Source organism: Streptomyces sp. NPDC051219 (assembly GCF_040682335.1).
Taxonomy (GTDB): domain Bacteria; phylum Actinomycetota; class Actinomycetes; order Streptomycetales; family Streptomycetaceae; genus Streptomyces.
Genome location: NZ_JBFBAS010000011.1, coordinates 36703 through 61861 on the forward strand (window position 1 = coordinate 36703; position 25159 = coordinate 61861).

Below are 25159 nucleotides of genomic sequence, written 5' to 3' on the forward strand. Positions count from 1 at the left end.
CTACGACGCCAAGCACCGGCTGGCCCATGGGCTGCAGGAGGCCCTGCTGCCGCACACCCTGCCGGCCCTTCTGCGCCCGGGTCCGCCGAGCCGTTAGGCGGTGTTCCGGCCCCCGGGACGCTCCAGGGAGGCCGCAACATCCGCCAGATCCTTCGCGACGGCCTTCTCCACAGCCCGGGTGCCCAGGGCGCCGAAAACCTTTGCCAGCAGACCGGCGAAGCCTCCGGGCGGCCGCGCGGAGAAGTGCATCCGCACCGTGGTCGTCTCCGGGCCCGTCCGGTCGAACGAGAACTCCGACACGTAGTGGGTGCCGGCCGACTCGGCCTCCACCACATAGCGTTTCGGGCGTTCACAAGCGGTCACGCTCATCTCCTCGGTGGCCTGCTTGCCGAACATCCTGCGCGTCTCGCGCCAGCGGGTCCCCACCGCGAACGGGCCGGGGGTGAGGACCTCGACGCTTTCCACGCCAGTCAGCACCGCCGGCATGCCCTGCAGATCGGTGAGCGCTTCCCAGGCACGGTCGGCGGACACGCTCAAGCGCCGCTCGACGGTCACATGCGGATCAGTCATGGCCGGATTGTCGCGCGGATCCACTGCCCGCGCGCGTCGCTCGCTTCCCTTCGAGAACTCCGGCGATCAGTGAGAAAGTGGCTGCATGGCTGATCGGGGTGCGACTCCGGCCGCCGTATCGGTGCCGGACGACTGGCCTGCCCATGCGGATCTGAGCCTCGCGCTCAACCGCATGGGCAGCTTCGACTGGGACCTCGACAGCGGGCTGATGTATCTGGACACGCCCGCACTCGAGGTCTTCGACCTGCACGCCGGTGAGTACGACGGCCATCCGGCCACCCTGAGGAACCGGGTTCCGCCGGCCGAGGCGGCGCGCCTGGACACCGTGGTGTCGCAGGCTCTCAAGGACGGCCGGACCGCGTACGGCGCGTACTTCAGAATCCGCTCCCGTGACGGGTCACTGCGCTGGACCCACACCCAGGGGCACATCGAGCGCGACCGGGACGGCCGCCCCCACCGGATCATCGGCATCGTGCGGGACGCCGCGGAAGAACTCACCGACGCCACCGCGCGGTTCGAACTGGATGAAGAACGGCGCCGGATGACCGGCGTGGTGGAGCGCACGACCGCCATCCTGGCGCACGCCAGGACCGTCAGCGAGGTCACCGACGTGCTGAAGGACCCCGAGGCACTCGGACATCTCGACGCCGTGAGCGTGATGCTTGGTGTTGTCGAAAGCGGGCGGATCCACCTCGTCGCAGAGGGTCAGCTCGCCGCGAACGTACCGGAGTTCGAATACACGAGGATCGATGCCCCCTTTCCCATGAGTGAGGTGGTGCGCACCCTGCAGCCCCGCTTCATCACCTCCCGCGAGGAGTTCCAGTCCAGCTATCCGGTCCTGTGGCCGCACATCGAACCGCTGTCCGTCACCCAGGGCGTCTACCTTCCGCTGATCGCGCAGGCCCGGCCGATCGGTGTACTGGGCCTTCTCTACGCCCGCAACAGCGACTTCACCCGCGAGGAGCGCAACCTCCTGGTCGCGCTGGCGAGCAGCATCGCGCAAAGCCTGCAGCGGGCGATCCTCTTCGAACAGGAGCACGACCTCGCCGAAGGGCTCCAGCAGGCCATGCTCCCGCGCCGCATCCCGCGCGTTCCCGGGGCGGAGGTCGCCGTACGCTACCGCTCGCCTCGCCTCGGCCAGGACATCGGCGGCGACTGGTACGACGTGATCCCGCTGCCCGGCGGCCGGGTGGGCGTGATGATCGGCGACGTCCAGGGTCACGACACGGAAGCGGCGGCCATCATGGGCCAGCTGCGGATCGCGCTGCGCGCATACGTCTCCGAGGGGCACCCTCCCGCGACTGCCATGGCGCGCGCCTCCGAGTTCCTGCACGAGCTGGACACCGACCGCTTCGCGACCGCCGCGTACGCTGAGGCGGACCTCGCGACGGGCGTACTGCAGATCGTGCGTGCCGGACACCTCGATCCGTTCCTGCGGCGCGGTGACGGGACCTGCCGCACGATCCCGGTGACCGGTGGACTCCCGCTCGGGATGTCGGTCGACTTCGGTACGGGCGGGGGGCTCGGCTACCCGGTGACCACGATGGAACTCGACCCCGGCGAAACGCTCCTGATGTGCACCGACGGTCTGGTGGAACAGCCGGGAGCCGATCTGGACGACGGGCTCCAGCGGCTCATGCAGTGCGTGCGCTCGGGGCCCGCCGACATCGAGCAACTGGCGGACCGTTTGTGCGACATGCTCGGAGAGAAGGGCGGCGGTGACGACATGGCGCTGCTGCTCCTGCGCCGCCGGGGCACGGACGCGCCGCAGGCGGCCGGCCGGCTGCAGCAGCACGTGGCCCAGTCCGAGCCGCAGGCGCTGGCTTCGGCCCGGCACATGATCCGAGCGGCCGCGTCGGCCTGGGGTGCTGGTGAGGTGTCGGACGAGGTCGAACTGGTCGCCGACGAACTCATGACCAACTCCCTTGTCCACACCGAGGGCGGGGCGGTGGTGACGATCCGTGTGGTGGCGTGTGAAGGGATGCGCGGGCGCCGGCTGAGGGTGGAGGTGCAGGACGCCTCCAGCGCGCTGCCCCGGCCCAGAGAGGCCGGCGAATCGGGCGTTTCCGGGCGCGGGCTGTTCCTCGTCGACCATCTGGCGGATGCCTGGGGCGTGGAGTCGCGCGGCAGCGGGAAGTGCGTGTGGTGCGAGTTCACCGTCCCCGAGCGCGACTGATCCTTCCTGCGGCGTAACCCCGGCGCCTCCGCCTTTTCTTCCCGGTGTTTGCCCCACCCCCTGGTGTGTTGGTGTGTGCACGGCGATGCTGACCGCTGACAGCGCTTACCACGTGCACAACCAGCTGCATTCCAGGAGAAGTTGTGGGCCCAGGCATCGCCGGCCGGTCCGTCGTCGTGCTCACGACGCTGACCGCACTGACGGTTGGGGCGATCTCCCCGGCCGCCGCCGACACCACCCCCGACCCCCGTCCCCGTAACCCCGCGGAGATACTACGGCCCGTCGCGCCACCACCCGCGAGCGTGCCCGGCGGAACCCCGAGATCCGTTGCCGACGGGGACGGCATCGAGACCGCGCGCAGCTCCCGCCCGGTCGCCCCCGGCATCGAACTCACCTCGTACGACCGGCTCGAATCGGACAAGTGGCTGCGTGTGGACGCACTGACCGTCGACCTCGACGGGAGCGGCGTGCAGACCGACTACCTCTCCTCGGGCAAGGTCGCCGACCGTCGTACCGTCTCCGAACTCGCCGCCCGCCACGAGCCGGGGGCGGGCCGGCGCACCGTTGCCGCCATCAACGCGGACTTCTTCGACGTCAACCAGACCGGCGCACCCCAGGGGCCGGGCGTCAAGGACGGCAGACCCGTCCATTCCCCGGCCCCCGGCGCCAACCGGGCTGTGGGCTTCGGTCCCGGGAACGCCGGGCGGGTACTCCAGCTGTACTTCGACGGGACGCTGACCGTCCCCTCGGGTGCGCACACCGTGGCCGCGTACAACGCGGCGAACGTACCGCCCGGTGGGATCGGCGCCTACACGGGCGGCTGGGGCGAAGCCGACCGCGCGCTGACCGTGGACGCCGCAACTCCCGTCGCCGAAGCGCTGATCCGGGACGACCACGTCGTCTCGGTGACCGACCGGCCGGGCAGTGGGCCCATCGCGGCGGACAGCACCGTGCTGGTCGGCCGGGAGGCAGGCGCCGGCGTTCTCGCCGCGCTGCGGCCCGGCGACCCGGTTGGCCTGGAGTACCGGTCCCGCACCGACAGCGGACCCGTGCCGCGCACCGCCGTCGGCGGCCGTGAACTGCTTGTCGCCGACGGTGTCCCGGTGAACCACGACGGCGCCGGCAACAACACCGCCGCGCCGCGCACCGCCGTCGGATTCTCCCGCGACGGACGTGAGATGCAGGTGATCACCGTCGACGGCCGACAGGCCGACAGCGGCGGAGTCACTCTTACCGAACTTGGTCTGATGATGAAACGGGCCGGTTCACACAGCGCGCTCAACCTCGACGGGGGAGGTTCTTCCACCCTGGTCGCACGCGAACCGGGAAGTGGCGGCCTCCAGGTGGAGAACAGCCCTTCCGACGGGAGCGAACGCACCGTCCCCAACGGCCTCGCCCTGACGGCGCCGGACGGCAGTGGCCGGCTGCGTGGCTTCTGGGTCGAGACGCGCACCCCGGCCGCCGGGGCACCGACCGCCGACCCGGTCCGGGGCGGCCACCCCGAGCGCGTCTTCCCCGGCCTCACCAGGCGGCTCACCGCCGCGGGCTACGACGAGACGTACGGACCGGTGGCGGGAGACCCGCGCTGGCGTGCCGTACGCGGGTCCGTGGGCAGGGTCGACGACCGCGGGGTGTTCACCGCCCACCGGCCCGGCAGTACAGAAGTCCGCGCCGAATACGCGGGGGCCCGGGGGAGTACGCACTTGACCGTGCTGGACGAACTCGCCCGGATCGAGCCGACCACCCGGCGCGTCGGCCTCGCGGACGCCTCGGCGACCGGGTCGTTCGGCCTGCTCGGCTTCGACGAACACGGCGCCGGCGCGCCCCTGGAGCCGGCAGACGTGACGCTGGACTACGACCGTTCACTGTTCGACATCGGTGACGACGGCCGGGGTTCCTTCACCGTCAGGTCCCGCACCGGCAGCGGCGCCGGGCCGGTCAGGGCCACCGTGGCCGGCGCCACCACCGAACTCGCCGTCAGTGTCGGCCTCGCCGAACAGCAGGTCACCGGATTCGACGACGCCGCGTCCTGGACCTTCAACCAGGCACGGGCAGCCGGCAGTACGGAGGCGACTCCCGACGGCCGGAGCAGCACCGGGCTGAAGCTGACGTACGACTTCAGCCGGTCGACCGCGACCCGCGCGGCCTACGCCAACCCGCCCCGGCAGATCGCCGTTCCTGGTCAGCCGCAGTCGTTCAAGCTCTGGATCAACGGCGACGGCAAGGGAGCCTGGCCGACCCTGCACCTCAAGGACGCGGCCGGCTCGGACCAGTTGCTGCGCGGCCCCTTCGTCACCTGGACCGGCTGGCGGCAGGTGACCTTCGCGGTGCCGCCCGGCGTCGCGATGCCGCTGAACGTGCACCGCTTCTACCTCGCCGAGACGGCTGCCGCGAAGCAGTACACCGGGGCGATCGTGATCGACGAGCTCACCGCGCAGGTGCCGCCCACCGTCGTGCTGCCCGAACAGCCGCCGATCCGCGACCCGCTGATCGCCACCGCCGCGGAAACGGAAGGGCGCGACTGGCAGTTCGCGGTGATGTCCGACGCCCAGTTCGTCGCCCGCGAACCGGACAGCGCCATCGTGGCGCAGGCCCGACGCACCCTTCGGGAGATCAGAGCCGCCGAACCCGACTTCCTTGTTGTCAACGGCGATCTCGTCGACGAGGGATCGCCCGCGGATCTCGCCTTCGCCCGACGGGTCCTGACCGAGGAACTGGGCGACGCCCTGCCCTGGTACTACGTGCCGGGCAACCATGAGGTCATGGGCGGGACGATCGACCACTTCATCGCCGAATTCGGCCCCGCTCAAAGGGTGTTCGACCAGGCGGGGACGCGATTCATCACGCTCGACACCTCCAGCCTGACCCTGCGCGGCGGCGGCTTCGCACAGATCAGGGCGCTGCGTGCCCAGCTCGACGCGGCGGCACGCGACGGCGGCGTCGGCTCGGTGATGCTGATCGAACACGTACCGCCGCGCGACCCGACCGTACAGAAGGGCAGCCAGCTCGCCGACCGCAAGGAGGCGGCACTGATCGAACGATGGCTCGCGGAGTTCCGCCGTACGAGCGGCAAGGGCGCCGGACTCATCGGCAGCCATGTGGGTGTCTTCCACGCGTCGCGGGTGGACGGAGTGCCGTACCTGGTCAACGGCAACTCGGGCAAGGCGCCCGCCGGTCCGCCGGACGAGGGCGGCTTCACCGGCTGGTCGCTCGTCGGCGTGGACCGGGTCTCCGCCGGTGAGCGGGCGGCGGCCCGGCTCGAGCCGTGGGCCGGGGGTCCCGACTGGCTCTCGGTGCAGACCCGGGCGCACACCGACCGGCTGGCGCTCGATGCTCCGGCTTCGCTGGCTCCCGGCCGTGGCGCGGACGTCGGCGCGGCCGTCACACAGGGCGGACGCGCGGTCCCCGTCGGTTTCCCGCTCAGCGCCGACTGGACCGGATCGCCGAACCTCCACATCGGCTCCCCGGACGAGGCACGGCACCGCCACGCGGCCGTGTTCGATCCGGTGACGGGCATCCTCACCGCGCTCCGGCCCGGGACGGTCACCCTCGCGGTGACCGTCAGCGGAGTCACGGAGCGGGCGCACACCCGGATCACGGCCGACAGCCCGCAGCCGTTGTCGCTCACAGGGTGACGAGGGTGACCTCGGTGGCCTTGACGCTGGTCCACACGGACGCCCCGTCGGCGAGGCCCAATTCGGCCGCGGCATCCGGAGTGATCTCGGCGACGAGGTCGGGCGACCGGTCGGAGGTGATCAGGATGCGCAGGCGGCTGCCGACCGAGGTGATCTCCCGGACGGTGCCCGGCCATACATTGCGGGGGCTGCCACCCGGCCGGTCGCGGTGAACGGAGACGGCCTCCGGCGCGATGATCGCCAGCGCCGGGGTGCCCTCGGCGAGCGAGTCCGCGACGACGAGCCGGCCGCCGCCCTCGGCGAGTTCGAGGCCCTCGGCGGTGGCGGTGCCCGGCCACGCGTTGCGGCCGAGCATCCGGGCCACCCAGGGGGACCGCGGGTGCCGGGCCACCTCGGCGGGAGGCGCGTCCTGCAGCGTACGGCCGTCGTCCAGGACCAGTACGCGGTCGGCCAGCGAGACCGCTTCCACCGGGTCGTGGGTGACGATCAGGCAGACTCCGCCGAAGCCGGCGAGGTGGCGGCGCAGGGTGTGCCGGACATGGGCGCGGGTGGTCTGGTCGAGGGCGGCCAGCGGCTCGTCGAGCAGCAGCAGCCGGGGCCGCGCGGCAAGCGCGCGGGCCAGCGCGACCCGCTGGGCCTGCCCGCCGGACAGCTGGGCGGGCTTGCGGTGGGCGAGGTGGCCCATCCCCAGCCGGTCGAGCCATTCCTGCGCGGCTCGCCGGGCCTCGGCACGGGACACGCCGTGCGCGCGGAGCCCGTACGCGGTGTTGGCCAGCGCGTTCAGGTGGGGGAAGAGTGCGCCGTCCTGCGGGACCCAGGCGACGCCCCGGCGGTGCGGCGGCAGGCCGGTGACATCGGTGCCGCCGAGGCGGAGCACGGCGTGGGCGCGTGGGGTCAGTCCGAGGAGGGCGCGGAGCAGGGTGGTCTTTCCGGCGCCGTTGGGGCCGACGACGGCGATGGTGGTGCCCGGTGCGGCGTCCAGGGTGAGCCGGTTGAAGCCGGTGACCTCGGCGTGCATGGGCCAGCGCTCATCTCCTCGCCGCGGCACGGACAGGTCGGGCGCTTCGGGCGACGGTGGTTCCGTGCTGTCCTCGGGGCGGGGGAGGCGGGGTGCCCGGTCGGCCGGGCCCCCGGTCCAGCGGCCGCGCAGCGCGACGAGCACCGCCATCGCGATGGCGAGCAGCAGCAGGGAGAGGGAGATCGCGGCCTCGGGCTGTTCCTGGAGCAGAAGATAGACCTGCAGCGGAAGCGTCTGGGTGGTGCCGGGCAGGTTGCCGGCGAACGTGATGGTCGCCCCGAACTCACCCAGAGCACGCGCCCAGGTGAGGGCCGCCCCGGCGATGAGCCCGGGGGCCACCATGGGCATGGTGACGGTGAAGAACACCCGTACGGGCGAGGCGCCCAGCGACGCGGCGGTCTCTTCGTAACGGGGCCGCAGCCCGCCCAGGGCCCCTTCGAGGCTGATCACCAGGAACGGCATGGCGACGAAGGTCGCCGCGACGACCGCGCCCGAGGTGTGAAAGGGCAAGGTGATGCCGAAGGTGTTCTCCAGCCAGGGGCCCAGCAGCCCGCGGCGACCGAATCCCAGCAGCAGCGCGACGCCTCCGACCGTGGGCGGCAGCACCATCGGGAGCAGGACGAGCGACCGTACGAGTGCCTTGCCGGGGAAGTCCACCCGGCCGAGCAGCCAGGCCAGTGGCACACCGAGCAGCAGGGAGAGCCCGAGCGCCCAGAACGAGACGATCAGCGAGAGCTGCAGCGCCTCGGTGACCCCCGGGCTGGTCAGGTGCGTGCCCAGGTCGCCCCACGGGGTGCGGGTGAGGATTCCGATCAGTGGCAGGAGCAGGAACGCGATGGCGAGTACCGCGGGCAGAGCCAGGGCCGGTGGTGTGCGGGGGCCCGCAGAACGGCTGCGCAGACGTTTCATCGGTGGTTCCTGGGCTCGGGCACGACCGGGTGCGGTGAGGTGCGGTGAGGGGTGCGGTGCAGTGGGGCGGTGAGGGCTGCCCGTCCCCCGGAACGGGCAGCCCTCACCGAGTCGACGGCACTACGGCTGCTGGAAGCCCGCCTCCTGGAGGATCTTCTGCGCCTCGGGGCCGCTGAGCCACTTCACGAAAGCGGCCGCGGCCTCGGCGTTCTCGGACTGCTTCAGCGTGGCTGCCGGGTACTCGGCGATCGCGTTCTGCAAGTCGGGGATCTCCACGGCGTCGACCTTGCCGGCCGCGCCCCGCGTGTCCGTCCGGTAGACGAGACCGGCATCGGCCTCGCCGAGTTCGACCTTGCTGAGGACGGCGCGCACGTTCGGCTCCTGGGAGACCGGCTTCACGTCCAGATTCTGGGCGTCGAGGATCTTCTTGCTGTAGCGGCCGACCGGTACCTCGGGGGCGGCCAGTACGACCTTCAGCTTGCTGTCGGCGAGGTCCTTCAGCGCCCCGACCTTGTGCGGGTTGCCCTTGCCGGTGGCGATGACCAGGCGGTTCTTCGCGATGACGATGGCGGGGCCGGTGTCGGCCGCCAGCCCGTCCATCGTCCTGGTGTCCGCGGTGACAAGGGCGTCGGCGGGCGCGCCCTGCTTGACCTGGGCGGCCAGTTCCTGCGACCCGGCGAAGGAGAACGCCACCTCGGTGCCCGGGTTGGCCTTCTCGTACGCCGCGCCGGCGGTCTTGAACACGTCGGTGAGCGAGGCGGCGGCGAGCACGGTCAGCTCGGCCTCGGCGGCTGCGGTGCCCGCGCCGGCGCTGTTGTCAGTGGCCTTTGCGGCTTTGCCGTCGCCGCAGGCGGCCAGGGGGAGAAGCAGGGCGGCGGTCAGCATGGCGGCGGCGCGGCGTCGGTTGATCGTAGGGGACATGGCGGCGGAACTCCTCGGTGATGCGGCCGGCTGTGCCGTCCGTGCGGATGTTCATGAGCCGCGCCGGGGACGGCGACGCCGCTGGGGAGACGAGTGCTTCAGGTGCGGTCGATGTGGACGCTGGTGGACTTCACGCGGGCGGTGGCCTGAATGCCGACCTCCAGACCCAGTTCCTCGACCGCTTCGCGGGTCAGCAGGGAGACCAGCCGGTGCGGACCGGCCTGGATCTCCACCTGCGCCGCGACGTCGCCGAGCTTGACCGCGGTCACGATGCCCGGGAACGCGTTGCGGGCGGAGGTGTACGGAGCGGCGTCCTCCTCACCGTGGGCGCCCTGGGCGACCTCGATGGAGAACGCGGCCAGATCACGTCCGTCGATGAGGCGGCGGCCGCCGTCGTCGCGGTGGGTCGCGACGCGTCCGGCATCCGCCCAGCGGCGCGCGGTGTCCGGGCTGACGCCGAGCAGACGAGCCGCCTGTCCGATGGTGTAGGACTGCATGTGCGCCAAGATAGGCGTGGTTCCCTGGCATTTGCAATCCGTTCGGGCCATCGTCCATAGCAGTCGAGTCCTTGCTTGGAGGAAGGCCCGAGTGCCGCCGTACTGCCGACGGTGCAGGCTGAAAGCCGACATCACTCCGCACAGAGGCGTGCCCCCATGAGCCTGAGCATCCGCAATCAGATCCCCGGCACCGTCGTCGCCGTCACCCCTGGCGAGGTGATGGCCATGGTCAAGGTCCGCCTCGTCGGCGGGCCGGACCTGACGGCCGCCGTCACGCTGGAAGCCGTCCGGGAGCTGGGCCTCGGCGACGGCTCCGCGGTTCGCGTGCTGATGAAGTCCACCGAGGTGTCGCTCGCCACCGGCCCGGTCGAGGGCCTGAGCATCCGCAACCGCATCCCGGGCACGGTCTCCGGGATCGCAAGCGGCGGGGCGATGGCGGTGGTGAAAGTGGCCGTCGAGGGCGGCGGACTGACCGCCGCGATCACCAGGGACGCGGTCACCGACCTCGGACTCGCCGTGGGGTCACCGGTGGTCGCCCTCATCAAGTCCACCGAAATCGCCCTCGCCACCGCCTGAGCGCGGCGCCGGTCAGTGGCACCGCCGGTGGCAAATCCGCCGGTGGCAAATCCGCCGGTGGTGATGCGCCGGTAGTGATGCGCAAGCCGCTGGGCGCTACCCGGCGAGCCGCTGTCCGGCCGTGCCGCCGTTCACCGACCGCCGGGAGCGCAGCACCGCTGGACGCCGGCGCATCAGGCGTGTCGCCACGACGGCGTAGGCGATACCGACGAGGAGTGAGGCGATCATCGCCACCACGGCGAACTGGTCCTCCAGGCGCGGGAAGACCTGCCAGTGCGTCACATAGATGTACAGCGAGCTGCTCGCCAGTACGCCCGCCACCCGGTTGACCGACGCGAGACTCGGCACGCTGCGTACCCAGACCAGCATTGTCAGACCTGCCATGATGACCGCCTCCCGGCCGGGCTGGCCGAAGAAGCCGGGGACCGTCGCCAGCGCCGCCACCGTTACCAGCAGCCGCTGCCGCACGGTGACCGCCTTCGCGGCGGCCCAGCCCATCGCGAACAGCCAGAACACGGTGACAGCGAGCGGGATGTGGCCGCGGGCGTCGAGCCCGAGCAGGTCGTAGCGCCCGATCAGCCCGAGCGTCATCAGGGCCGTGGGGAAGGCGAACTGGAACCGTCTCTCCGTGCGGTCCAGCAGCGGTACGGCGAGTACAGCGCCCATCGCGACCAGCACGTAGACGAGGGCCTCGATGAACCAGAACCCGTCGTGCGGTCCGACCAGACTGGTCAGCAGAAGGACGTTGGTGAGCCGGTAGTCGTCGGTGACCAGCAGCATCAGTGCGAGCCAGGCCATGCTGGGCACGGCGATCCGCGCGACGCTCCGGGCCACGTTCCGCAGCCGTTCCCGGCGGTCGGCGGAGGTGAGGTGGAAGCGGGCGAAGTTGTAGCCCGCGACGCCCAGCAGCACGTGCGCGCCGCCCTTGACCATGAAGAGATGGATGTGCGAGCCCACGATCAGGACGATGGCGGCGGCGCGCAGGGCGACGCCGGTCTCGAGCGAGCGACGCCGGCCGCGTGCACCGGTGCCGCTCGCGGGCGGCCGTGCCGGCTGCCTCAGTTCACGGATCGGGAGCGTGTGCCAGTGGTCGGGGAGGCGGCCGAGCGCATCTTCGAGGCGCAGTGACATCTCGACGTACGAGAGCGAGTCGCCGCCCAGACCGGAGAAGCTGCTGTCCTCGGTGACGTCGTCACGGTCGAGGATCTCGGCGTAGAGCCGGCACAGATCGACCGGCCCGTCGTGCCCGGCCTCCGTCGTCGCCGGTGCCGCCACGCCCTTCCCCGCAGCCGTCGCCCGGGTCAGTTCGCGTACGGCCCGGTAGTCGGGCTTGCCGGTGGCGAGCCGGGGCAGTTCGGCGAGCAGGCAGACGCGTACGGCACGGGCCGGGAGGCCGCACTCGCCGGTCACCAGCCGCCGGACGTGTGCGGTGTCGACGGCTCCCGCGTCGCCGGTCGGGCCGGTCCCACCGGTCCCACCGGTTTCGCCCACTCCGGCCGCACCGCCCGTTCCGCCCGTGGCGCCCGCGACGGCCACCACGAGTTCGTTGTCGTCGCCGGTGCAGCAGGACGTGATGCCGTGCTTCTCGAGCATCGCCTCGACCCGCTGGGGGTCGATCCGCAGGCCGAGGATCTTGGCGAAGCGGCTGCGCCGCCCGACCAGTTCGTACATGCCGTCGGAGCCGAGCCGGGCGATGTCGCCGGTGTACAGCTCGTCGACGGTCCTGCCGAGTCCCAGGTCGGCCGGGCTCTCGGCGTAGCCCAGCATCACGTTCGGCCCGTCGTACACCAGCTCGCCGGTGTCCTCACCGGGCCACTCGGGCAGTGGCCGCAGCCGGAACGAGCCACCCGGTATCGCGACACCGGCCGCTTCCGGGCGGGTTTCCGCCAGGTCCGGCGGCAGGTAGGCCATGCGCGCCGTCGCCTCGGTCTGGCCGTACATCACAAACAGGTCCCAGCCGCCGGCCCGGCCCAGGGCGGCGTAGTGCGCGACCCGGTCGGGCGCAAGCCGGCCGCCCGCCTGGGTGACGTAGCGCAGGTGCGGCAGTTCCATCTCGGCGAAGCGGACCCGGTCGAGCAGGTCGAACGTGTACGGGACCCCCGCGAAAGTCGAGCCGCGGCCCGCCCTGAACAGCTCCCAGAAGCAGGGATCCGCCACCGAGAGGTCGGTGAGGATCACCCCGGCGCCGCGGAGCAGATGGCTGTGGACGACCGAAAGGCCGTAGCAGTAGTGCAGGGGCAGTGTCGTGGCCGCGCGGTCGGTGTGCCGGATACCCAGGTACTCGGCGATGGACTCCGCGTTGGCCTGCAGATTCTCGTGCGAGAGGCGGACGAGTTTGGGGGATCCGGTCGAGCCGGACGTGCTCAGCAGCAGAGCGAGGTCCGGGTGCAGGGTGTGCGCGGAGAGCGTACGGCGCTCGTCGAGCACCCACTCGCCGCCCTCGGGGCGGGCCACGACGTCCGGGTCGTACACGTCGACCAGCGACTGCACGGCCTCCGGATGGTCGCCCGGGACCAGCAGAACAGGGTGCCCCGTGGCCAGTGCCGCGAGGTGGACGACCAGGGCCTCGACGGTGTTGGCGCCGACAAGCAGGATGAGGCGCCGCTCCCGGCCGAGGCGCCGGGCGGTCGCTGCCACCCGGTCGGCGAGCTCGCGGTAGGAGACCGAGCCGTCAGCGGTGATGAGAGCGGTGCGGTCGCCATGAACCGCGAGAGAGCCGGCGAACGGGACGGCCTTGGTGCTGCCTGCGAGCAGGCCGGAAGGGAGGATCACGAGCGCATCTTAGGAAAGCCTTACTTTATTTGATAGTCACAGAGAAGTCACAAGTGATCCACTGCGGGTGCAACGTTGCGTACGTCACTCTTGACGTTTAGGTTAGCTTTACCTTATTTATAGGGCGATCCCAGGTTCCTCCGCGGCACCGCTACGCCGCTCGCTCCCTGACGACGCGACGCGCGCGGCGATGGAAGTGAGCCATGCAGGAAGGCTTTACCCATGCGACGCCCCTTGGCCCGCCCGCTGATCGCACTTGCCGCGGCAGCCCTGCTTCTGCCCGCCGTCGCCGGCTGTGGCAGTGACGAAGACGACGCAGGGCTCGTGATCTACTCCGGCCGCAACGAGAAGCTGGTCGAGCCGCTTCTGGAGGAGCTGGAGAAGGCCGTCGGCACCACGGTCGCCGTCCGCTACGGCGACAGCGCCGAACTCGCGGCCCAGATACTCGAGGAGGGCGACAAGACCAAGGCGGGACTGTTCTTCTCGCAGGACGCGGGAGCTCTCGGCGCCCTTTCCAAGCAGGGCCGCCTCGCCAAGCTGCCGCAGGCCTCGCTGGACCAGGTCGCCGCGGAGTACCGCAGCGGCGCGGGGGACTGGACCGGCACCTCCGGGCGCGCCCGCGTCCTCGCGTACAACCCGGACAAGGTCGCCAAGGTGCCGGACAGCGTGCACGACCTGACCAAGCCGGAGTGGAAGGGCAAGATCGGTTACGTCCCGACGAACGCATCCTTCCAGGCGTTCGTCACCGGCTTGCGCGTCCTCGAGGGCGACGACGCGGCCCGTACCTGGCTCAAGGGCCTCAAGGCCAACGAACCCAAGGTGTACGAGAACAACCTCAAGGTGCTCGAGGGCGTCGGCGAGGGCGAGGTGTCGCTCGGTCTGGTCAACCACTACTACTGGTACGAGCAGGTCGCCGAGAAGGGCGAGGACAAGGTCGGCGCGAAGATCCACTTCCTGCCGGGCGGCGACCCCGGCGCGCTGGTCAATGTGGCCGGTGTCGGCATCCTCAAGGGCAGCGACCAGGCCCCGGTGGCGCAGAAGGCCGTCGACTTCCTGCTCTCCAAGAAGGCGCAGACCTACTTCGCCGAGGAGACCAAGGAGTACCCGCTGGCCGCCGGAGTTGTCACCAAGGTCAAGGACCTGCCGCCGCTGGACTCCCTCGACGCCCCCAAGATCGACCTCGGCAAGCTCGATTCTCTTCAGGAGACCCTGAAGATGCTCCAGGAAGTCGGGATGGTCTGAGCCGTCATGCGCACCAAGGACCCCGTTGAACGGACGGGTCCCGCCGCCCGTCCGCCCGGCTCTCCCGCGCCGGCCGGGCGGCTGCGCGCGCAGGGCAGACCGCCGGCCGCGCTCGTGGTCCCGGCGGCCGTCGCCGCGGCGTTCGCGCTGCTGCCGCTCGGCTACCTCGCGGTGCGTTCCATGGAACGCGGCCCCGGCTTCGCCCGGGACGTCGTCGCCAACGAGCGCACCGCCCTGCTGCTCGGCCGCAGCCTTGGCCTCGCCGCCGTCGTCGTGGCCGTCTGCCTGGTGCTGGGCGTCTCGCTGGCCTGGCTGACGGTTCGGACCGCACTGCCAGGCGCCCGCGCCTGGTCGGTGCTGGTCACGCTGCCGCTGGCGGTGCCCAGCTATGTCGCCGCCTTCGCCTGGCTGTCCGCCTTTCCCGCGCTCGCGGGCTTCACCGGCTCCGCCCTGGCGCTGACGCTGGTGAGCTTCCCGTACGTCTATCTGCCCGTCACGGCCGCCCTGCGCGGCTCCGACCCGGCGCAGGAAGAGGTCGCCCGCTCGCTCGGGCTCGGTCCACTGCGGACCTTCGTACGCGTCACCCTGCCGCAGGTCCGCCCGGCGGCCGCCGGGGGAGCGGTACTGGTCGCCCTGTACGTGCTCTCCGACTTCGGCGCGGTGTCCCTGATGCGGTACGACACCTTCACCCGCGGCATCTACACCTCCTACCGGGCCAGCTTCGACCGCACCCCGGCCGCCGCGCTCAGCGTCGTCCTGGTGCTGATGACCGTGGCCCTGGTGGCACTGGAGGCCCGTACGCGCGGCCGAGCCGGACACGCCAGGACCGGCACCGGCACCGCACGCCGCGCCGTCCCCGCCCCGCTGGGCCCGCTGCGCGTACCCGCCCTGCTGTGGTGCGGCGCGGTCACGACGATCGCCGTCGTGATCCCGCTGGGCACCCTCGGGTACTGGCTGGCCGTCGGCAACTCCGCGACATGGAACCCGGCCGGGCTGCTCGACACCGCCGGTACGACCCTCGGGGTCGCCGCGGCCGGCGCGGCGCTCACCACGCTGCTCGCCCTGCCGGTGGGCGTCATAGCCGCCCGACACCGGGGCCGGACCGCACACCTGCTGGAGCAGTCCGCGTACGCGGGTCACGCGCTTCCGGGCATCACGGTGGCCCTGGCCCTGGTCTTCTTCGCCGTCCGCTACGCCGAGCCGCTCTACCAGAGACTGCCGTTGCTGGTCTGCGCGTACGCCGTGCTGTTCCTGCCGGTCTCGGTGGCCGCCACCCGCGCCGCCGTGCTCCAGGCCCCGCCGGTCCTGGAGGACGTCGCCCGCTCGCTGGGACGCAGCCCGCTGCGTGTGCTCCGCGAGGTCACGGTTCCGCTTGCTGCCCCCGGCGTCGCGGCGGGCGCCGCCCTGACCTTCGTGGTGTGCATGAAGGAACTGCCGGCGACTCTGCTGCTGCGCCCGACCGGTATGGACACCCTCGCCACCCGACTGTGGACCGAGACCGGAACCGGATCGTTCGCCGCCGCGGCCCCGTACGCGGCATCCCTCATCCTGCTGGCCGCCGTCCCTTCCTACCTCCTCGGGAGGCACCGCCCATGACACCGCCCAAGACCGACCTGCAGATCACCGGCCTGTCCAAGGCCTACGGTCCGGACTCCTCCGTACTCGACGGGCTCGACCTCGCGGTCCCGGGCGGCGCGCTGGCCGCCGTGCTCGGCCCGTCCGGCTGCGGCAAGACCACTCTGCTGCGCATCATCGCCGGCTTCCTGCGGGCCGACGCGGGCACCGTCACGGTCGGCGGCCGCACCCTGACCGGCCCCGGGCTGCACCTGCCTCCGGAGAGCCGCCGGATCGGCATCGTCCCCCAGGAGGGGGCGCTCTTCCCGCACTTGAGCGTGGCGCGCAACGTCGCCTTCGGACTGACCGGCCTGGCGCGTGGCGAACGGCGCGGCCGTACCGAGGAGGTGCTCGAACTCGTCGGCCTCGGCGGCTACGGCGACCGGATGCCGCACGAGCTCTCCGGCGGCCAGCAGCAGCGCATCGCACTGGCCCGCGCTCTCGCGCCGGAACCGGCACTGGTGCTGCTCGACGAACCGTTCAACGCCCTGGACAGTGCCCTGCGCGCAGGCGTCCGGGCCGATGTCCGGGCCGCTCTGCGCGCAACCGGCGCCACCGCGATCCTGGTCACCCACGACCAGCAGGAGGCCCTCTCCACGGCCGACCTCGTCGCGGTCGTACGCAACGGCACGATCGCCCAGTGCGACACGCCCCAGGAGGTGTACCGCCGGCCCGCGAGCCCCTGGGTGGCCGGCTTCGTCGGCGACGCGGTACTGGTCCCCGCCACCGCCGACAACGGCACGGCCGCCACCGCCCTGGGCCGGCTCCCGCTGACCGCGCCTGCCGGCGGCCGGCGTGACGGCACGGTTCTGCTCCGGCCCGAGCAGTTGCAGCTCACCGAAGCCGCGACGGGCGTACGCGGCACCGTGACCGACGTGTGCTTCTACGGGCACGACGCGATGGTGAGCGTCACCGTCGACGGGCTGGACCTCCCGGTCGACGTCCGTGTCGCGGGGCCGGTGACCGTACGCCCGGGCGAGGAGACGGGCATCCGTGTCACCGGCGAGGCGACCCTGCACTCCTGACCGGGCGTCGCCGCCGTCATCGGGACAGGCGGGCGGTGAGCACGGGGATGACGACCGCCGCGGCGACCAGGTGGGACGCGGCCAGGACGAACTGCGTCGCGGTGGTGGTGTGGGGTGCGAGGAACGGTGGTACCAGTGACAGCGCGGTGAGGGCGACCGTGGTGACGGCGAACGTACGTGCGGGGCGCCGCGCCCACCGGTGGAGCGCCACCGCGAGCACGATCCCGACGACCGACCAGAACAGCACGCCGCCGGCGAAACCGAGGACCGGGATCGGCTGAGCCTCCGTGGCGCCGGGACTCGCCGCCTTCATGGGTACTCCCAGCGCACGTGCGCCGAGGGCGAAGACCTCGGTCACGACGGCCCCGGTGACGGCTGCGAGGACGCCGACCTGCCAGACGGGCCGGTCGGTGACGACGGAAGGGATCGTGAACGTACCGGTGGTGCCGGGCCTCGTGTTCGCGGTCATGGTGGTTCCTCCTGGTCGGCGGTTGCGGTTGCTTCACAGGGGTAGACCGCCGTGCGAGTCACAACTCATCGGCGAGGGCCGGGAATTTTCCCGACCCGAGTTCTCCGAGCTGTTTCCCAGGGCCGAGTTTGTCGTCCAGACATCAGCGGGTCACTTCCCGTGGCTCGACGACGCCGACCGCTTCGTGTCCGCCGTCGCGGGGTTCCTGGGCTGAAGGCGCCTTGCCGTACTGCTGCCCCGCTGCCGCGGCGGACGTGTTGAGCTTCAACGCGTGACCTTCTACGCGTGAGCGTCTACGCGCCGTCCGTACGGCCGGGCAGGTCGCGGGCGGCGAGGCGCAGGTGATGAGCAGGTAGTCGCAGCGGCCCTCGCGGGCCAGCCGGGCGACCTCCTACGGTCAGCCCTCCGGGCGCAGGAGGCCGCGTTCGTAGGCCTTCGCGAGCCTGCGCGGCACCCGGTATACCGAGCCGTCGACGGTCACGGGCACCAGTTCGGGCACGGTGGCCTTCCACTGGGCGCGCCGATGGCGGGTGTTGCTGCGGGACATCTTCCGCTTGGGAACGGCCATGAATGGTCCTCCTCGGTGGGGCGGTGTACGGCCGCCCACGCTATATGAACATGGAAACCATTACCAAATATCTGTCGAGTGATGGTGCGGAGGACCGCGATCGACCAGAGTGGCCAGGAGGCCGGGAGCCCCTCCCGACCGGATCAGGAGAGAACCGTGAACGCGGAGCCGCACCCGCACGCGCAGCACTTCCCGCACGTGCCGAACGCGCCACACAGCCACGGCCATCGCCACGAAGGCGCGGAGGACGTCGACTGGGAGGCCCTCGGCCCCCAGCTGGAACGCCAGGCCGAACTGCACCTGCCGTTCATCGAGCGGGCCACGGCCTGGCTGGCCGAGCAGCTCGCCGGGGAGGACGTGAGCCGGGTCTTCGACCTGGGCAGCGGCCCCGGGGTCGTCTCCGGCGTACTCGCCCGCACCTTCCCGCAGGCCCGGATCGTGGCCGTCGACGGCGCGGCAGGACTGCTGGACCGGGTCGGCACACGCGCCGCCTCGGAGGGCCTGGCCGACCGGGTCGTCACGCACCGGGCCGACCTGCCCGGAGGGCTGGACGGCCTCGGCGCGGCGGACCTCATCTGGACCAGCAAGGTGGTCCACCACCTCGGCGACCAGCAGGCGTCGCTGCGTACGCTCGCCGCTTCGCTCCGGCCCGGGGGCCTGCTCGCCGTCGCGGAGGGCGGACTGGGAACGCGCTGCCTGCCACGCGACTTCGGCCTCGGCCGTCCTGGGCTGGAGGCCAGACTGGAGGCCGCGGAAGAGGACTGGTTCGCCGGCATGCGCGCCGCTCTGCCCGGCCACACCCGCGTCGTCGAGGACTGGCCGGCTCTGCTCGCGGGCGCGGGTCTGGTGCACACCGGCACGCGGAGTTTCCTCACGGACCTGCCCGCGCCGCTGGGCGCCGGCGCCCGGGAGTACCTCCACGACCGGTTGGGCCGGCTGCGGGAGCTCCTCGGCGACACCCTCGACGCGGAGGACTTGCGTACGCTCGACGCCCTGCTGGACCCGCGGGCCCCGGAGGGGCTCCTGCGGCGCCCGGACGCCTTCCTGCTGACCGCGACGACTGTGCACACGGCCCGCTCGGCGGGCGCGACGCTTCCGGGCCCGTCCCGGGTGGTCGCAGCCGGTTAGTCCTGCTGTTCGCGGCCGGTCCCGACCGGGCGTACCGGTCTTGGACCCCTTGCGAAGTGGGCGGGCGGTTCGGCAGTGGGGCGGCGCCCTGCGCGGCGTGGGTCAGGCATCTTCGGCAGGCGGAGGGACCATGGTCCTGAAGATGTTCAGGACTTCGGCGATCCGCTCGGCACTGCCCCGGTCTGCTGCGCCGCTGAGCATGGGCGCGATCTCACCTGCCGTATAGGGCGCGCCAGGCGTGCGCCGGGCAAGGAACTCCGCGACGCCTTCACCGACTGCCTGCGTGCTGTCACCGGCCACTGTCACGTCGCGCTCACGCGTGCTTGGTTCCTCGCAGACGGACGACGTGGTCGACTTCTGCTGGCTGGTGTCGGACATGGCTGCTCCCTGGTGGCGCGTGAGTGATCACGGTGTGCCTGGAGACCGGTTCAGGTCAAGGGACTGGTGCGAGAGGCAGGTCGTGCGACGAACCGGGGCGACCGCCGGGACGACCTCGTAGAGTCGGGGGTATGGCTTCAGACGAGGGGACCGTACGCGTCGACAGCTGGATCTGGTCCGTCCGGCTCACCAAGACACGTTCGCAGGCCGCGGCCGCGTGCCGGGCCGGCCACGTCCGCGTCAACAATGACCGGGCGAAGCCGGCCCAGCCGGTGCGCACCGGGGACGAGGTGCGGCTTCACCACGCGGGGCGCGAGCGCGTCGTGGTCGTCTCGCGGCTGGTGTCCAAGCGCGTGGGCCCGCCCGTCGCCGTGGAGTGCTTCGTCGACAACAGCCCACCGGCGCCGACGCGCGAGGAAGCCGCGGCCGTCGGACACCGCGACCGCGGCGCCGGCCGTCCGACGAAGCGGGACCGGCGCGAGCTGGAACAGCTGCGCGGCCGCTGACCACGCGCCCACTTCCGTGACCGTGCGGGTGCGCCTCGTGGTCCGCCTGCGGTCGGCCTGAGCTCCCCGGCGATGCGGCTGCTCGAAATCCAGCCGCGCGATTCTGCTGCGCCGCAAGCGCCGGGATGTGATCGTTGCGGCATGGGGACTGTGGTGCACGTTCCGCAGACGCGGGACATGATCGGTGCGGAACTTTCCGGTGACGAGGCGCTGATGGCGCTGCGGCACTACGGGGGGCGCCAGCTGCTGCTCGACGCCTTCTCGCGGTTCCGCTACGCCGACGGCTTCAGCAATGCCCGCTCCCTCGCCTACCAAGTGGTCCTGGCCATGGTGCCCTTCACCATCGCCCTGGTCGGCGTGGCCACCACCGTGCACACCGAAAGCGTCGGCCGAGTGATCGAGTTGACGCTCGCACGCATCGCGCCCGGTGCCAGCGTCGAGCTGATCGAGGACGCCCTCGCCGACACCCGGCGCAGTGCGGGCACGGGCGTGGGGGGCGCGATCGCGATGTGGGTGGGCCTGGGGTTCGCCCTGCTGAACCTGACCTCGGCGATGGCGCAGATCGAGCGGGGCATCAACCGGATCTACGGCATCGAGCGGGACCGGCCGTTCCTGGCCAAGTACGCGCGGGCCCTGGTGCTCACTGTGACCGCCGGCGCTCCGATGGTGGTGGGTTTCCTCGTGCTCGTCGCGGGCGACGCCGTGAGCAGCTCCCTCGCCGAGGTACTGCACTGGCCGGAGAGCCGGCTCATGTGGTGGGAGGTGCTCCAGCTGCCGGCCGGTGTACTGCTGGTGTGGGTCGCCTCGGCGGTCATCTTCCGCTGGGCTCCTCGCCGGGATCAGCCCGGCTACACCTGGCTGGCCTTCGGCTCGGCCGTACACCTCGTGCTCTGGGTCACGGCGACCTGGCTGCTGGCCGTCTACGTGGCGAGAAGCGGCGGGTTCGGTGCGGTCTACGGGCCCCTCACGGCGTTTGTCGCCCTGTTGATCTGGGCGAACCTGACGGCCGTCGCGCTGTTCCTCGGCGTCGCGTTCGCCGCCCAACTGGAAGCGGCCCGGGCCGGGATCACCGACGCGGTGCAGCCCGACCCGGGCCCCGGCCCATGACGGTGGCCGTCGAGGCTGCCCGCCTCAGTGGCCCTTGCGCAGCTTGCTGAGCGCCTGCCTGGCCTGAGCGCGCTTCCTGGGATCGGCAGCCGCTCGCCTGCCCTGTTCCGTCAGCCTGCGCCCCTTGGGGCTGCGCGCGAACGCCTTGATCCGGCTCACGATTCCCGCCACGAGTCCTCCTTTGCCGTAGGTGCAGGTGTCATAGCGCGTACCCCGATCGGCCCGGCAGATGCCTGCCCGTCGATGCCTGCCGATGGCTGCCTGCCGACGACCGCGGACCAGGGACCCGGACCGCGCCGCGCCCGCGCCACCCGAGCCGCGGGGAAAGCGCCGAGGGTACGAGCGCTCAAGCCTTGCGGTACTCGTACGCCTCCGCGGCGGCGGCCGCCACCGCGTCGAGGTCCGCCCCGGCCGAGGCGGTGACCACCGCGGCCACCGCGCCCTCCACGAACGGTGCGTCCACCAGCCGTGCTCCGGCCGGCAGTTCGTCACCCTCGGCCAGCAGGGCCTTCACGGTCAGCACCGCGCTTCCCAGATCCGCGAGGACCGCGACGCCCGCGCCGCGGTCGACTGCTGCGGCCGCCTCCGTGATCAGGTCGGAGCTGGTGCCGAAGCTGCCGTCGGGCGCGCCCCCGGCCGCCGCCACCGGCGCGATCGTGCCGCCGCCCGCGAGCCCCTTCGCCAGTTCGGCGACGGAGGCCGCGACCTGTGCGCTGTGCGAGACCAGTACGACCCCGACGAGCTTCTCCCCGCTCATGCCGCCGCCACGTCGGCCAGGGCCCCGATGATGAGCGCGGAGGAGGTCGCGCCCGGATCCTGGTGCCCGATGCTGCGTTCACCCAGGTAGCTCGCACGGCCCTTGCGGGCCTGCAGGGGTACGGTCGCCAGTGCGCCGTTCTCCGCCGCTTCGCGAGCCGCCTCGTACGACGTGGCCAGCGCGTCCACGGCGGGTACCAGGGCATCGAGCATCGTCTTGTCGCCCGGCGCCGCCCCGCCCAGCTGGGCCACCGCGTCCACGCCGGTACGGAGCGCGTCCCGCAGCTCTTCGTCGGACACTTCGGCGGCCTCCCCGAGCGCCTTGCCGGTACGGCGCAGCAGCGTGCCGTACAGCGGTCCGGATGCCCCGCCCACCGTGGAGATCAACGTCCGTCCGGCCAGCGTCAGTACGGCGCCCGGGGTGTCCGGCACACCCTTCTCCAGCGCCGCGCCGACGGCCGTGAAACCCCGCTGCATATTCGCGCCGTGGTCGGCGTCCCCGATCGGCGAGTCGAGTTCCGTGAGGTGGGCCGCCTCACGGTCCACGGCGGCCGAGGCGGCCGCCATCCAGCGGCGGAAGAATGCCGTGTCGCGCACCTGGTCTCCTCTGTGCTGTGAGTTGCGTACCGAACTGCTCAGCGGCCCCAGCGGAGCCCGGGCGTCTGCACGGGCGCGTCCCACAGGCGCAGCAGTTCCTCATCGACCTGGCAAAGCGTCACCGAACAGCCCGCCATGTCGAGTGAGGTGACATAGTTCCCGACGAGGGTACGGGCCACGGTCACCCCCCGCCGGGCGAGTACGTCATGCACCTCGGCGTTGAAGCCGTACAGTTCCAACAGCGGTGTGGCACCCATCCCGTTGACGAGTGCCAGCACCGGCTGCTTGGGCCGCAGGTCCTCCAGCACCACGTCCACCGCGTACTCGGCGATCTCGCGGGCGGTCATCATGGGCCGCCGCTCCCGTCCTGGCTCGCCGTGAATGCCGATGCCCAACTCCAGCTCACCGGACGGGAGATCGAAGGTCGGGCTGCCCTTGGCAGGGGTGGTGCAGGCGCTCAGGGCGACTCCGAAACTGCGAGAGGACTCGTTGGTCTGCCGGGCGACGGCCTGCACCCGCTGCAGCGGCGCGCCCTCCTCGGCCGCGGCGCCCGCCAGCTTCTCGACGAACAGGGTCGCGCCGGTGCCTCGCCGGCCCGCCGTGTAGAGGCTGTCGGTGACCGCGACGTCGTCATTGACGAGGACCTTGGCGATCTGGATGCCCTCGTCCTCGGCGAGTTCGGCGGCCATGTCGAAGTTGAGTACGTCACCGGTGTAGTTCTTGACGATGAAGAGCACGCCCTGACCGCTGTCGACGGCGGCCGCGGCCCGCGCCATCTGGTCCGGCACGGGTGAGGTGAACACCTCACCGGGACAGGCGGCCGAGAGCATCCCGGGTCCCACGAACCCGCCGTGCAGCGGCTCGTGCCCGGACCCGCCGCCCGAGACCAGCCCCACCTTGCCCGCCACGGGCGCGTCCCGGCGCACGATGACCCGGTTCTCGACGTCCACCTTCAGCTCCGGGTGGGCGGCGGCCATCCCGCGCAGCCCGTCCGCGACGACCGTCTCGGGAACGTTGATCAGCATCCTCATGGGAACCTCCTGGTGGAATCCATCGGCTCACGGCCAGTATCGAGGGAACGGGCCCGGCCCGCTCCTTCGCCGGCGAGCGCGATTCCCCAGGGGCGAGTTCACGCGCTCAACACCCGGGTATCACCGGGACGACCACCGGGCGCCGTCCGCACGCAGCACGCTTCCCGACGGACCAACAGCCCAGTCCCCGACCTTGAGGAAGCGTCTGTGAGAGCGTCTGTGAGAACGCATCGCCGCGCCGGGGTGGCGGCCGCCGCCCTGGGCCTCGCGCTGGTCACCCTCCTTCCGTCGTCTCCCGCGCAGGCGGGCCCGGCTGCCCTGCCGGCCGTGCAGCCCACCTCGGAAACGCCCGCCCTGTACGACGACGAGGACGGCGGGAACGCCAACGCGGACGACCCCGCGATCTGGCGGAATGCCGCAGATCCGGGTCGCAGCCTCGTCGTCGCCACCGCCAAGGAAGGCGGCCTGCGCGTCTACGACCTGGGCGCGCGGCTGGTGCAGTCCATACCCGCACCGCCGCCGGTCTCCGCCGGTGACGCGCCCGGCCGGTTCAACAACGTCGACCTCGTCACCGGACTGCGGCTGCCGTCCGGCCGGGCCGACGTCGCCGTCGTGAGCGACCGCGGGCACGACCGCCTGCGGATCTACCGCATCGATCCTGCCCGGCGGGACAGCCCGCTGAGGGACATCACGGATCCGGCAGCCGCGCCGGTGTTCTCCGCGGACCAGTCGGAGGTCAACGAGCAGCGGACCGCGTACGGTCTGGCGGCGTGGACGGACCGTGGCACCAACCGTTCGTACGCGCTGGTCAGCCGGCGCAACGAGACCCGTGTCGGCCTGCTCGAACTCACGGTGAACACATCCGGGACCGTGGGCTACCGCAAGGTCCGCACGCTCGACCTGCCCGCCTCGTTCCGGCTGCCGAACGGCGACAGGTGGACCCCCTGCGCGGAGCCCGGCGAACGGCCACAGGTGGAGGGCATGGTCGTCGACCCGGCCAACGGCACCCTCTACGCCGGCCAGGAGGACGTCGGCATCTGGCGGCTGCGTGCCGATCTCACCGGAACCCCGGTGCTCGTGGACAAGGTCAAGGAGTACGGCGTCCCCGGCGTCTACGACGAGGAGAGCGAGGAGTGCGGGCCGGGCGCCGATCCCGGCTACGGCGGCAAGCGCCTGGCAGCCGACGTCGAGGGCCTGACGCTCTTCCAGGAGCGCGACGGCGACGGATACCTACTCGCCTCGAGTCAGGGTGACAACACCTTCGCGCTGTACGACCGTGAGGTCGGCGACGACAACGAGTACGAGGGCGGCTTCCGTGTCCCGGCGGCGACGGCGGTGCTCGACGGTTCGGAGGAGTGCGACGGAGCCGCGGTGCTCAACGCTCCCCTGGGAGCCCGCTACCCCCGTGGCCTGCTGGTCGTCCAGGACGGCCATGACACGCCCGAAGTACCGGACGGCGAGGGCGGCACGCGGGAGGCGACGGGCTTCAAGTTCGTGGACCTCGGAGCAGTGGTCGACGCCGCCGGCATGTGACGCCGCCGGCATGTGACGCCGGGGGAGCGGGGCACGCGGATTCCGGCCGTGTGCCCCGCGCACCGGCCCCGGCGGGACCTCCTGACGAGCTGCCCTGTGCCCACAGCGAGTGAGCTATGTTGAAGCACGAG

At 71.8% G+C, this 25159-nt stretch carries 23 protein-coding genes; 10 read left to right on the forward strand and 13 right to left on the reverse strand.

Translation table 11 applies throughout. The features are described 5' to 3' along the window. Positions 1–93: 93 nt before the first annotated feature. Entirely contained in the window at positions 94–570 is a 477-nt protein-coding gene (locus AB0M62_RS15325) for an SRPBCC family protein (RefSeq protein WP_366074662.1), read from the reverse strand. Between the two features lie 85 nt (positions 571–655). Between AB0M62_RS15325 and AB0M62_RS15330 the strand changes: the two genes are divergently transcribed. Both AB0M62_RS15330 and AB0M62_RS15335 read left to right on the forward strand, forming a co-directional pair. Next, positions 656–2746 carry a SpoIIE family protein phosphatase gene (locus AB0M62_RS15330; protein ID WP_366074663.1) on the forward strand — a complete coding sequence of 697 codons (2091 nt, stop codon included), beginning with the start codon at positions 656–658 and terminating at the stop codon, positions 2744–2746. A gap of 143 nt (positions 2747–2889) precedes the next feature. After that, positions 2890–6381 carry a phosphodiester glycosidase family protein gene (locus AB0M62_RS15335; protein ID WP_366074664.1) on the forward strand — a complete coding sequence of 1164 codons (3492 nt, stop codon included), beginning with the start codon at positions 2890–2892 and terminating at the stop codon, positions 6379–6381. Here the strand turns inward: AB0M62_RS15335 and AB0M62_RS15340 are convergent. From AB0M62_RS15340 to AB0M62_RS15350, 3 genes are all read right to left on the reverse strand, one after another. Continuing rightward, on the reverse strand, positions 6371–8308 hold the full coding sequence (locus tag AB0M62_RS15340; RefSeq protein ID WP_366074665.1) for an ABC transporter permease: 1938 nt from the start codon (positions 8306–8308) through the stop codon (positions 6371–6373). The two genes, AB0M62_RS15335 and AB0M62_RS15340, sit on opposite strands and share 11 nt — an antisense overlap. 120 nt (positions 8309–8428) lie before the next feature. Beyond that, positions 8429–9229 carry a molybdate ABC transporter substrate-binding protein gene (gene modA, locus AB0M62_RS15345; protein WP_366074666.1) on the reverse strand — a complete coding sequence of 267 codons (801 nt, stop codon included), beginning with the start codon at positions 9227–9229 and terminating at the stop codon, positions 8429–8431. 98 nt (positions 9230–9327) lie between these two features. Then, entirely contained in the window at positions 9328–9726 is a 399-nt protein-coding gene (locus AB0M62_RS15350; protein WP_366074667.1) for a helix-turn-helix transcriptional regulator, read from the reverse strand. 156 nt (positions 9727–9882) lie between these two features. On the opposite strand from AB0M62_RS15350, the gene AB0M62_RS15355 reads away from it, so the two are divergent. Continuing rightward, positions 9883–10302: a TOBE domain-containing protein gene (locus AB0M62_RS15355; protein ID WP_366074668.1), complete on the forward strand. Its 420-nt coding sequence runs from the start codon at positions 9883–9885 to the stop codon at positions 10300–10302. Positions 10303–10398: 96 nt separating this feature from the next. On the opposite strand, the gene AB0M62_RS15360 is transcribed toward AB0M62_RS15355, so the two are convergent. Next, positions 10399–13074 carry an AMP-binding protein gene (locus AB0M62_RS15360; protein WP_366074669.1) on the reverse strand — a complete coding sequence of 892 codons (2676 nt, stop codon included), beginning with the start codon at positions 13072–13074 and terminating at the stop codon, positions 10399–10401. A gap of 222 nt (positions 13075–13296) precedes the next feature. Between AB0M62_RS15360 and AB0M62_RS15365 the strand changes: the two genes are divergently transcribed. The 3 genes from AB0M62_RS15365 to AB0M62_RS15375 are packed head-to-tail and all read left to right on the forward strand — an operon-like array spanning position 13297 to position 16955. Then, a complete protein-coding gene (locus tag AB0M62_RS15365) occupies positions 13297–14316 on the forward strand; it encodes an iron ABC transporter substrate-binding protein (protein WP_366074670.1) in 1020 nt (339 codons plus the stop codon). A 6-nt stretch (positions 14317–14322) separates the two neighbouring features. Beyond that, positions 14323–15912, forward strand: a complete 1590-nt coding sequence (locus tag AB0M62_RS15370) for an iron ABC transporter permease (protein WP_366074671.1) — start codon at positions 14323–14325, stop codon at positions 15910–15912. Next, the gene (locus AB0M62_RS15375; protein ID WP_366074672.1) at positions 15909–16955 is read left to right on the forward strand and encodes an ABC transporter ATP-binding protein; all 1047 of its coding nucleotides are present in this window, start codon (positions 15909–15911) and stop codon (positions 16953–16955) included. Before AB0M62_RS15370 ends, AB0M62_RS15375 begins: the two co-directional genes overlap by 4 nt. Positions 16956–16971: 16 nt before the next feature. Here the strand turns inward: AB0M62_RS15375 and AB0M62_RS15380 are convergent, their stop codons facing one another. From AB0M62_RS15380 to rpmF, 3 genes are all read right to left on the reverse strand, one after another. Beyond that, positions 16972–17424, reverse strand: coding sequence for a DUF6069 family protein (locus AB0M62_RS15380; protein ID WP_366074673.1), 453 nt, complete (start codon positions 17422–17424; stop codon positions 16972–16974). Positions 17425–17566: 142 nt separating this feature from the next. Then, positions 17567–17692: a hypothetical protein gene (locus AB0M62_RS15385; RefSeq protein WP_366074674.1), complete on the reverse strand. Its 126-nt coding sequence runs from the start codon at positions 17690–17692 to the stop codon at positions 17567–17569. Between the two features lie 129 nt (positions 17693–17821). Next, positions 17822–17992 (reverse strand): 50S ribosomal protein L32, encoded by a 171-nt coding sequence (gene rpmF, locus AB0M62_RS15390; RefSeq protein ID WP_366074675.1) that lies wholly within the window; start codon positions 17990–17992, stop codon positions 17822–17824. A gap of 156 nt (positions 17993–18148) precedes the next feature. Here rpmF and AB0M62_RS15395 point away from each other — a divergent pair, with 156 nt between their 5' ends. Beyond that, complete coding sequence (locus AB0M62_RS15395; protein ID WP_366074676.1) at positions 18149–19120, forward strand: methyltransferase; 972 nt, start codon at positions 18149–18151, stop codon at positions 19118–19120. 102 nt (positions 19121–19222) lie between these two features. On the opposite strand, the gene AB0M62_RS15400 is transcribed toward AB0M62_RS15395, so the two are convergent. Further along, a complete protein-coding gene (locus AB0M62_RS15400) occupies positions 19223–19498 on the reverse strand; it encodes a hypothetical protein (protein ID WP_366074677.1) in 276 nt (91 codons plus the stop codon). 131 nt (positions 19499–19629) lie between these two features. Here AB0M62_RS15400 and AB0M62_RS15405 point away from each other — a divergent pair, with 131 nt between their 5' ends. Both AB0M62_RS15405 and AB0M62_RS15410 read left to right on the forward strand, forming a co-directional pair. After that, positions 19630–20004: an RNA-binding S4 domain-containing protein gene (locus AB0M62_RS15405; protein ID WP_366074678.1), complete on the forward strand. Its 375-nt coding sequence runs from the start codon at positions 19630–19632 to the stop codon at positions 20002–20004. A 141-nt stretch (positions 20005–20145) separates the two neighbouring features. Next, positions 20146–21111 carry a YihY/virulence factor BrkB family protein gene (locus AB0M62_RS15410; RefSeq protein ID WP_366074679.1) on the forward strand — a complete coding sequence of 322 codons (966 nt, stop codon included), beginning with the start codon at positions 20146–20148 and terminating at the stop codon, positions 21109–21111. A 24-nt stretch (positions 21112–21135) separates the two neighbouring features. Here the strand turns inward: AB0M62_RS15410 and AB0M62_RS15415 are convergent, their stop codons facing one another. From AB0M62_RS15415 to dhaK, 4 genes are all read right to left on the reverse strand, one after another. Beyond that, positions 21136–21282 (reverse strand): hypothetical protein, encoded by a 147-nt coding sequence (locus AB0M62_RS15415; protein ID WP_366074680.1) that lies wholly within the window; start codon positions 21280–21282, stop codon positions 21136–21138. 175 nt (positions 21283–21457) lie between these two features. Further along, positions 21458–21868, reverse strand: coding sequence for a PTS fructose transporter subunit IIA (locus tag AB0M62_RS15420; RefSeq protein WP_366074681.1), 411 nt, complete (start codon positions 21866–21868; stop codon positions 21458–21460). Next, on the reverse strand, positions 21865–22464 hold the full coding sequence (gene dhaL, locus AB0M62_RS15425; RefSeq protein WP_366074682.1) for a dihydroxyacetone kinase subunit DhaL: 600 nt from the start codon (positions 22462–22464) through the stop codon (positions 21865–21867). The genes AB0M62_RS15420 and dhaL overlap by 4 nt, the downstream gene beginning before the upstream one ends. Before the next feature lie 38 nt (positions 22465–22502). After that, a complete protein-coding gene (gene dhaK, locus AB0M62_RS15430; protein WP_366074683.1) occupies positions 22503–23495 on the reverse strand; it encodes a dihydroxyacetone kinase subunit DhaK in 993 nt (330 codons plus the stop codon). 258 nt (positions 23496–23753) lie between these two features. Here dhaK and AB0M62_RS15435 point away from each other — a divergent pair, with 258 nt between their 5' ends. Further along, positions 23754–25028, forward strand: coding sequence for a phytase (locus AB0M62_RS15435; RefSeq protein WP_366074804.1), 1275 nt, complete (start codon positions 23754–23756; stop codon positions 25026–25028). Positions 25029–25159 lie beyond the last annotated feature (131 nt).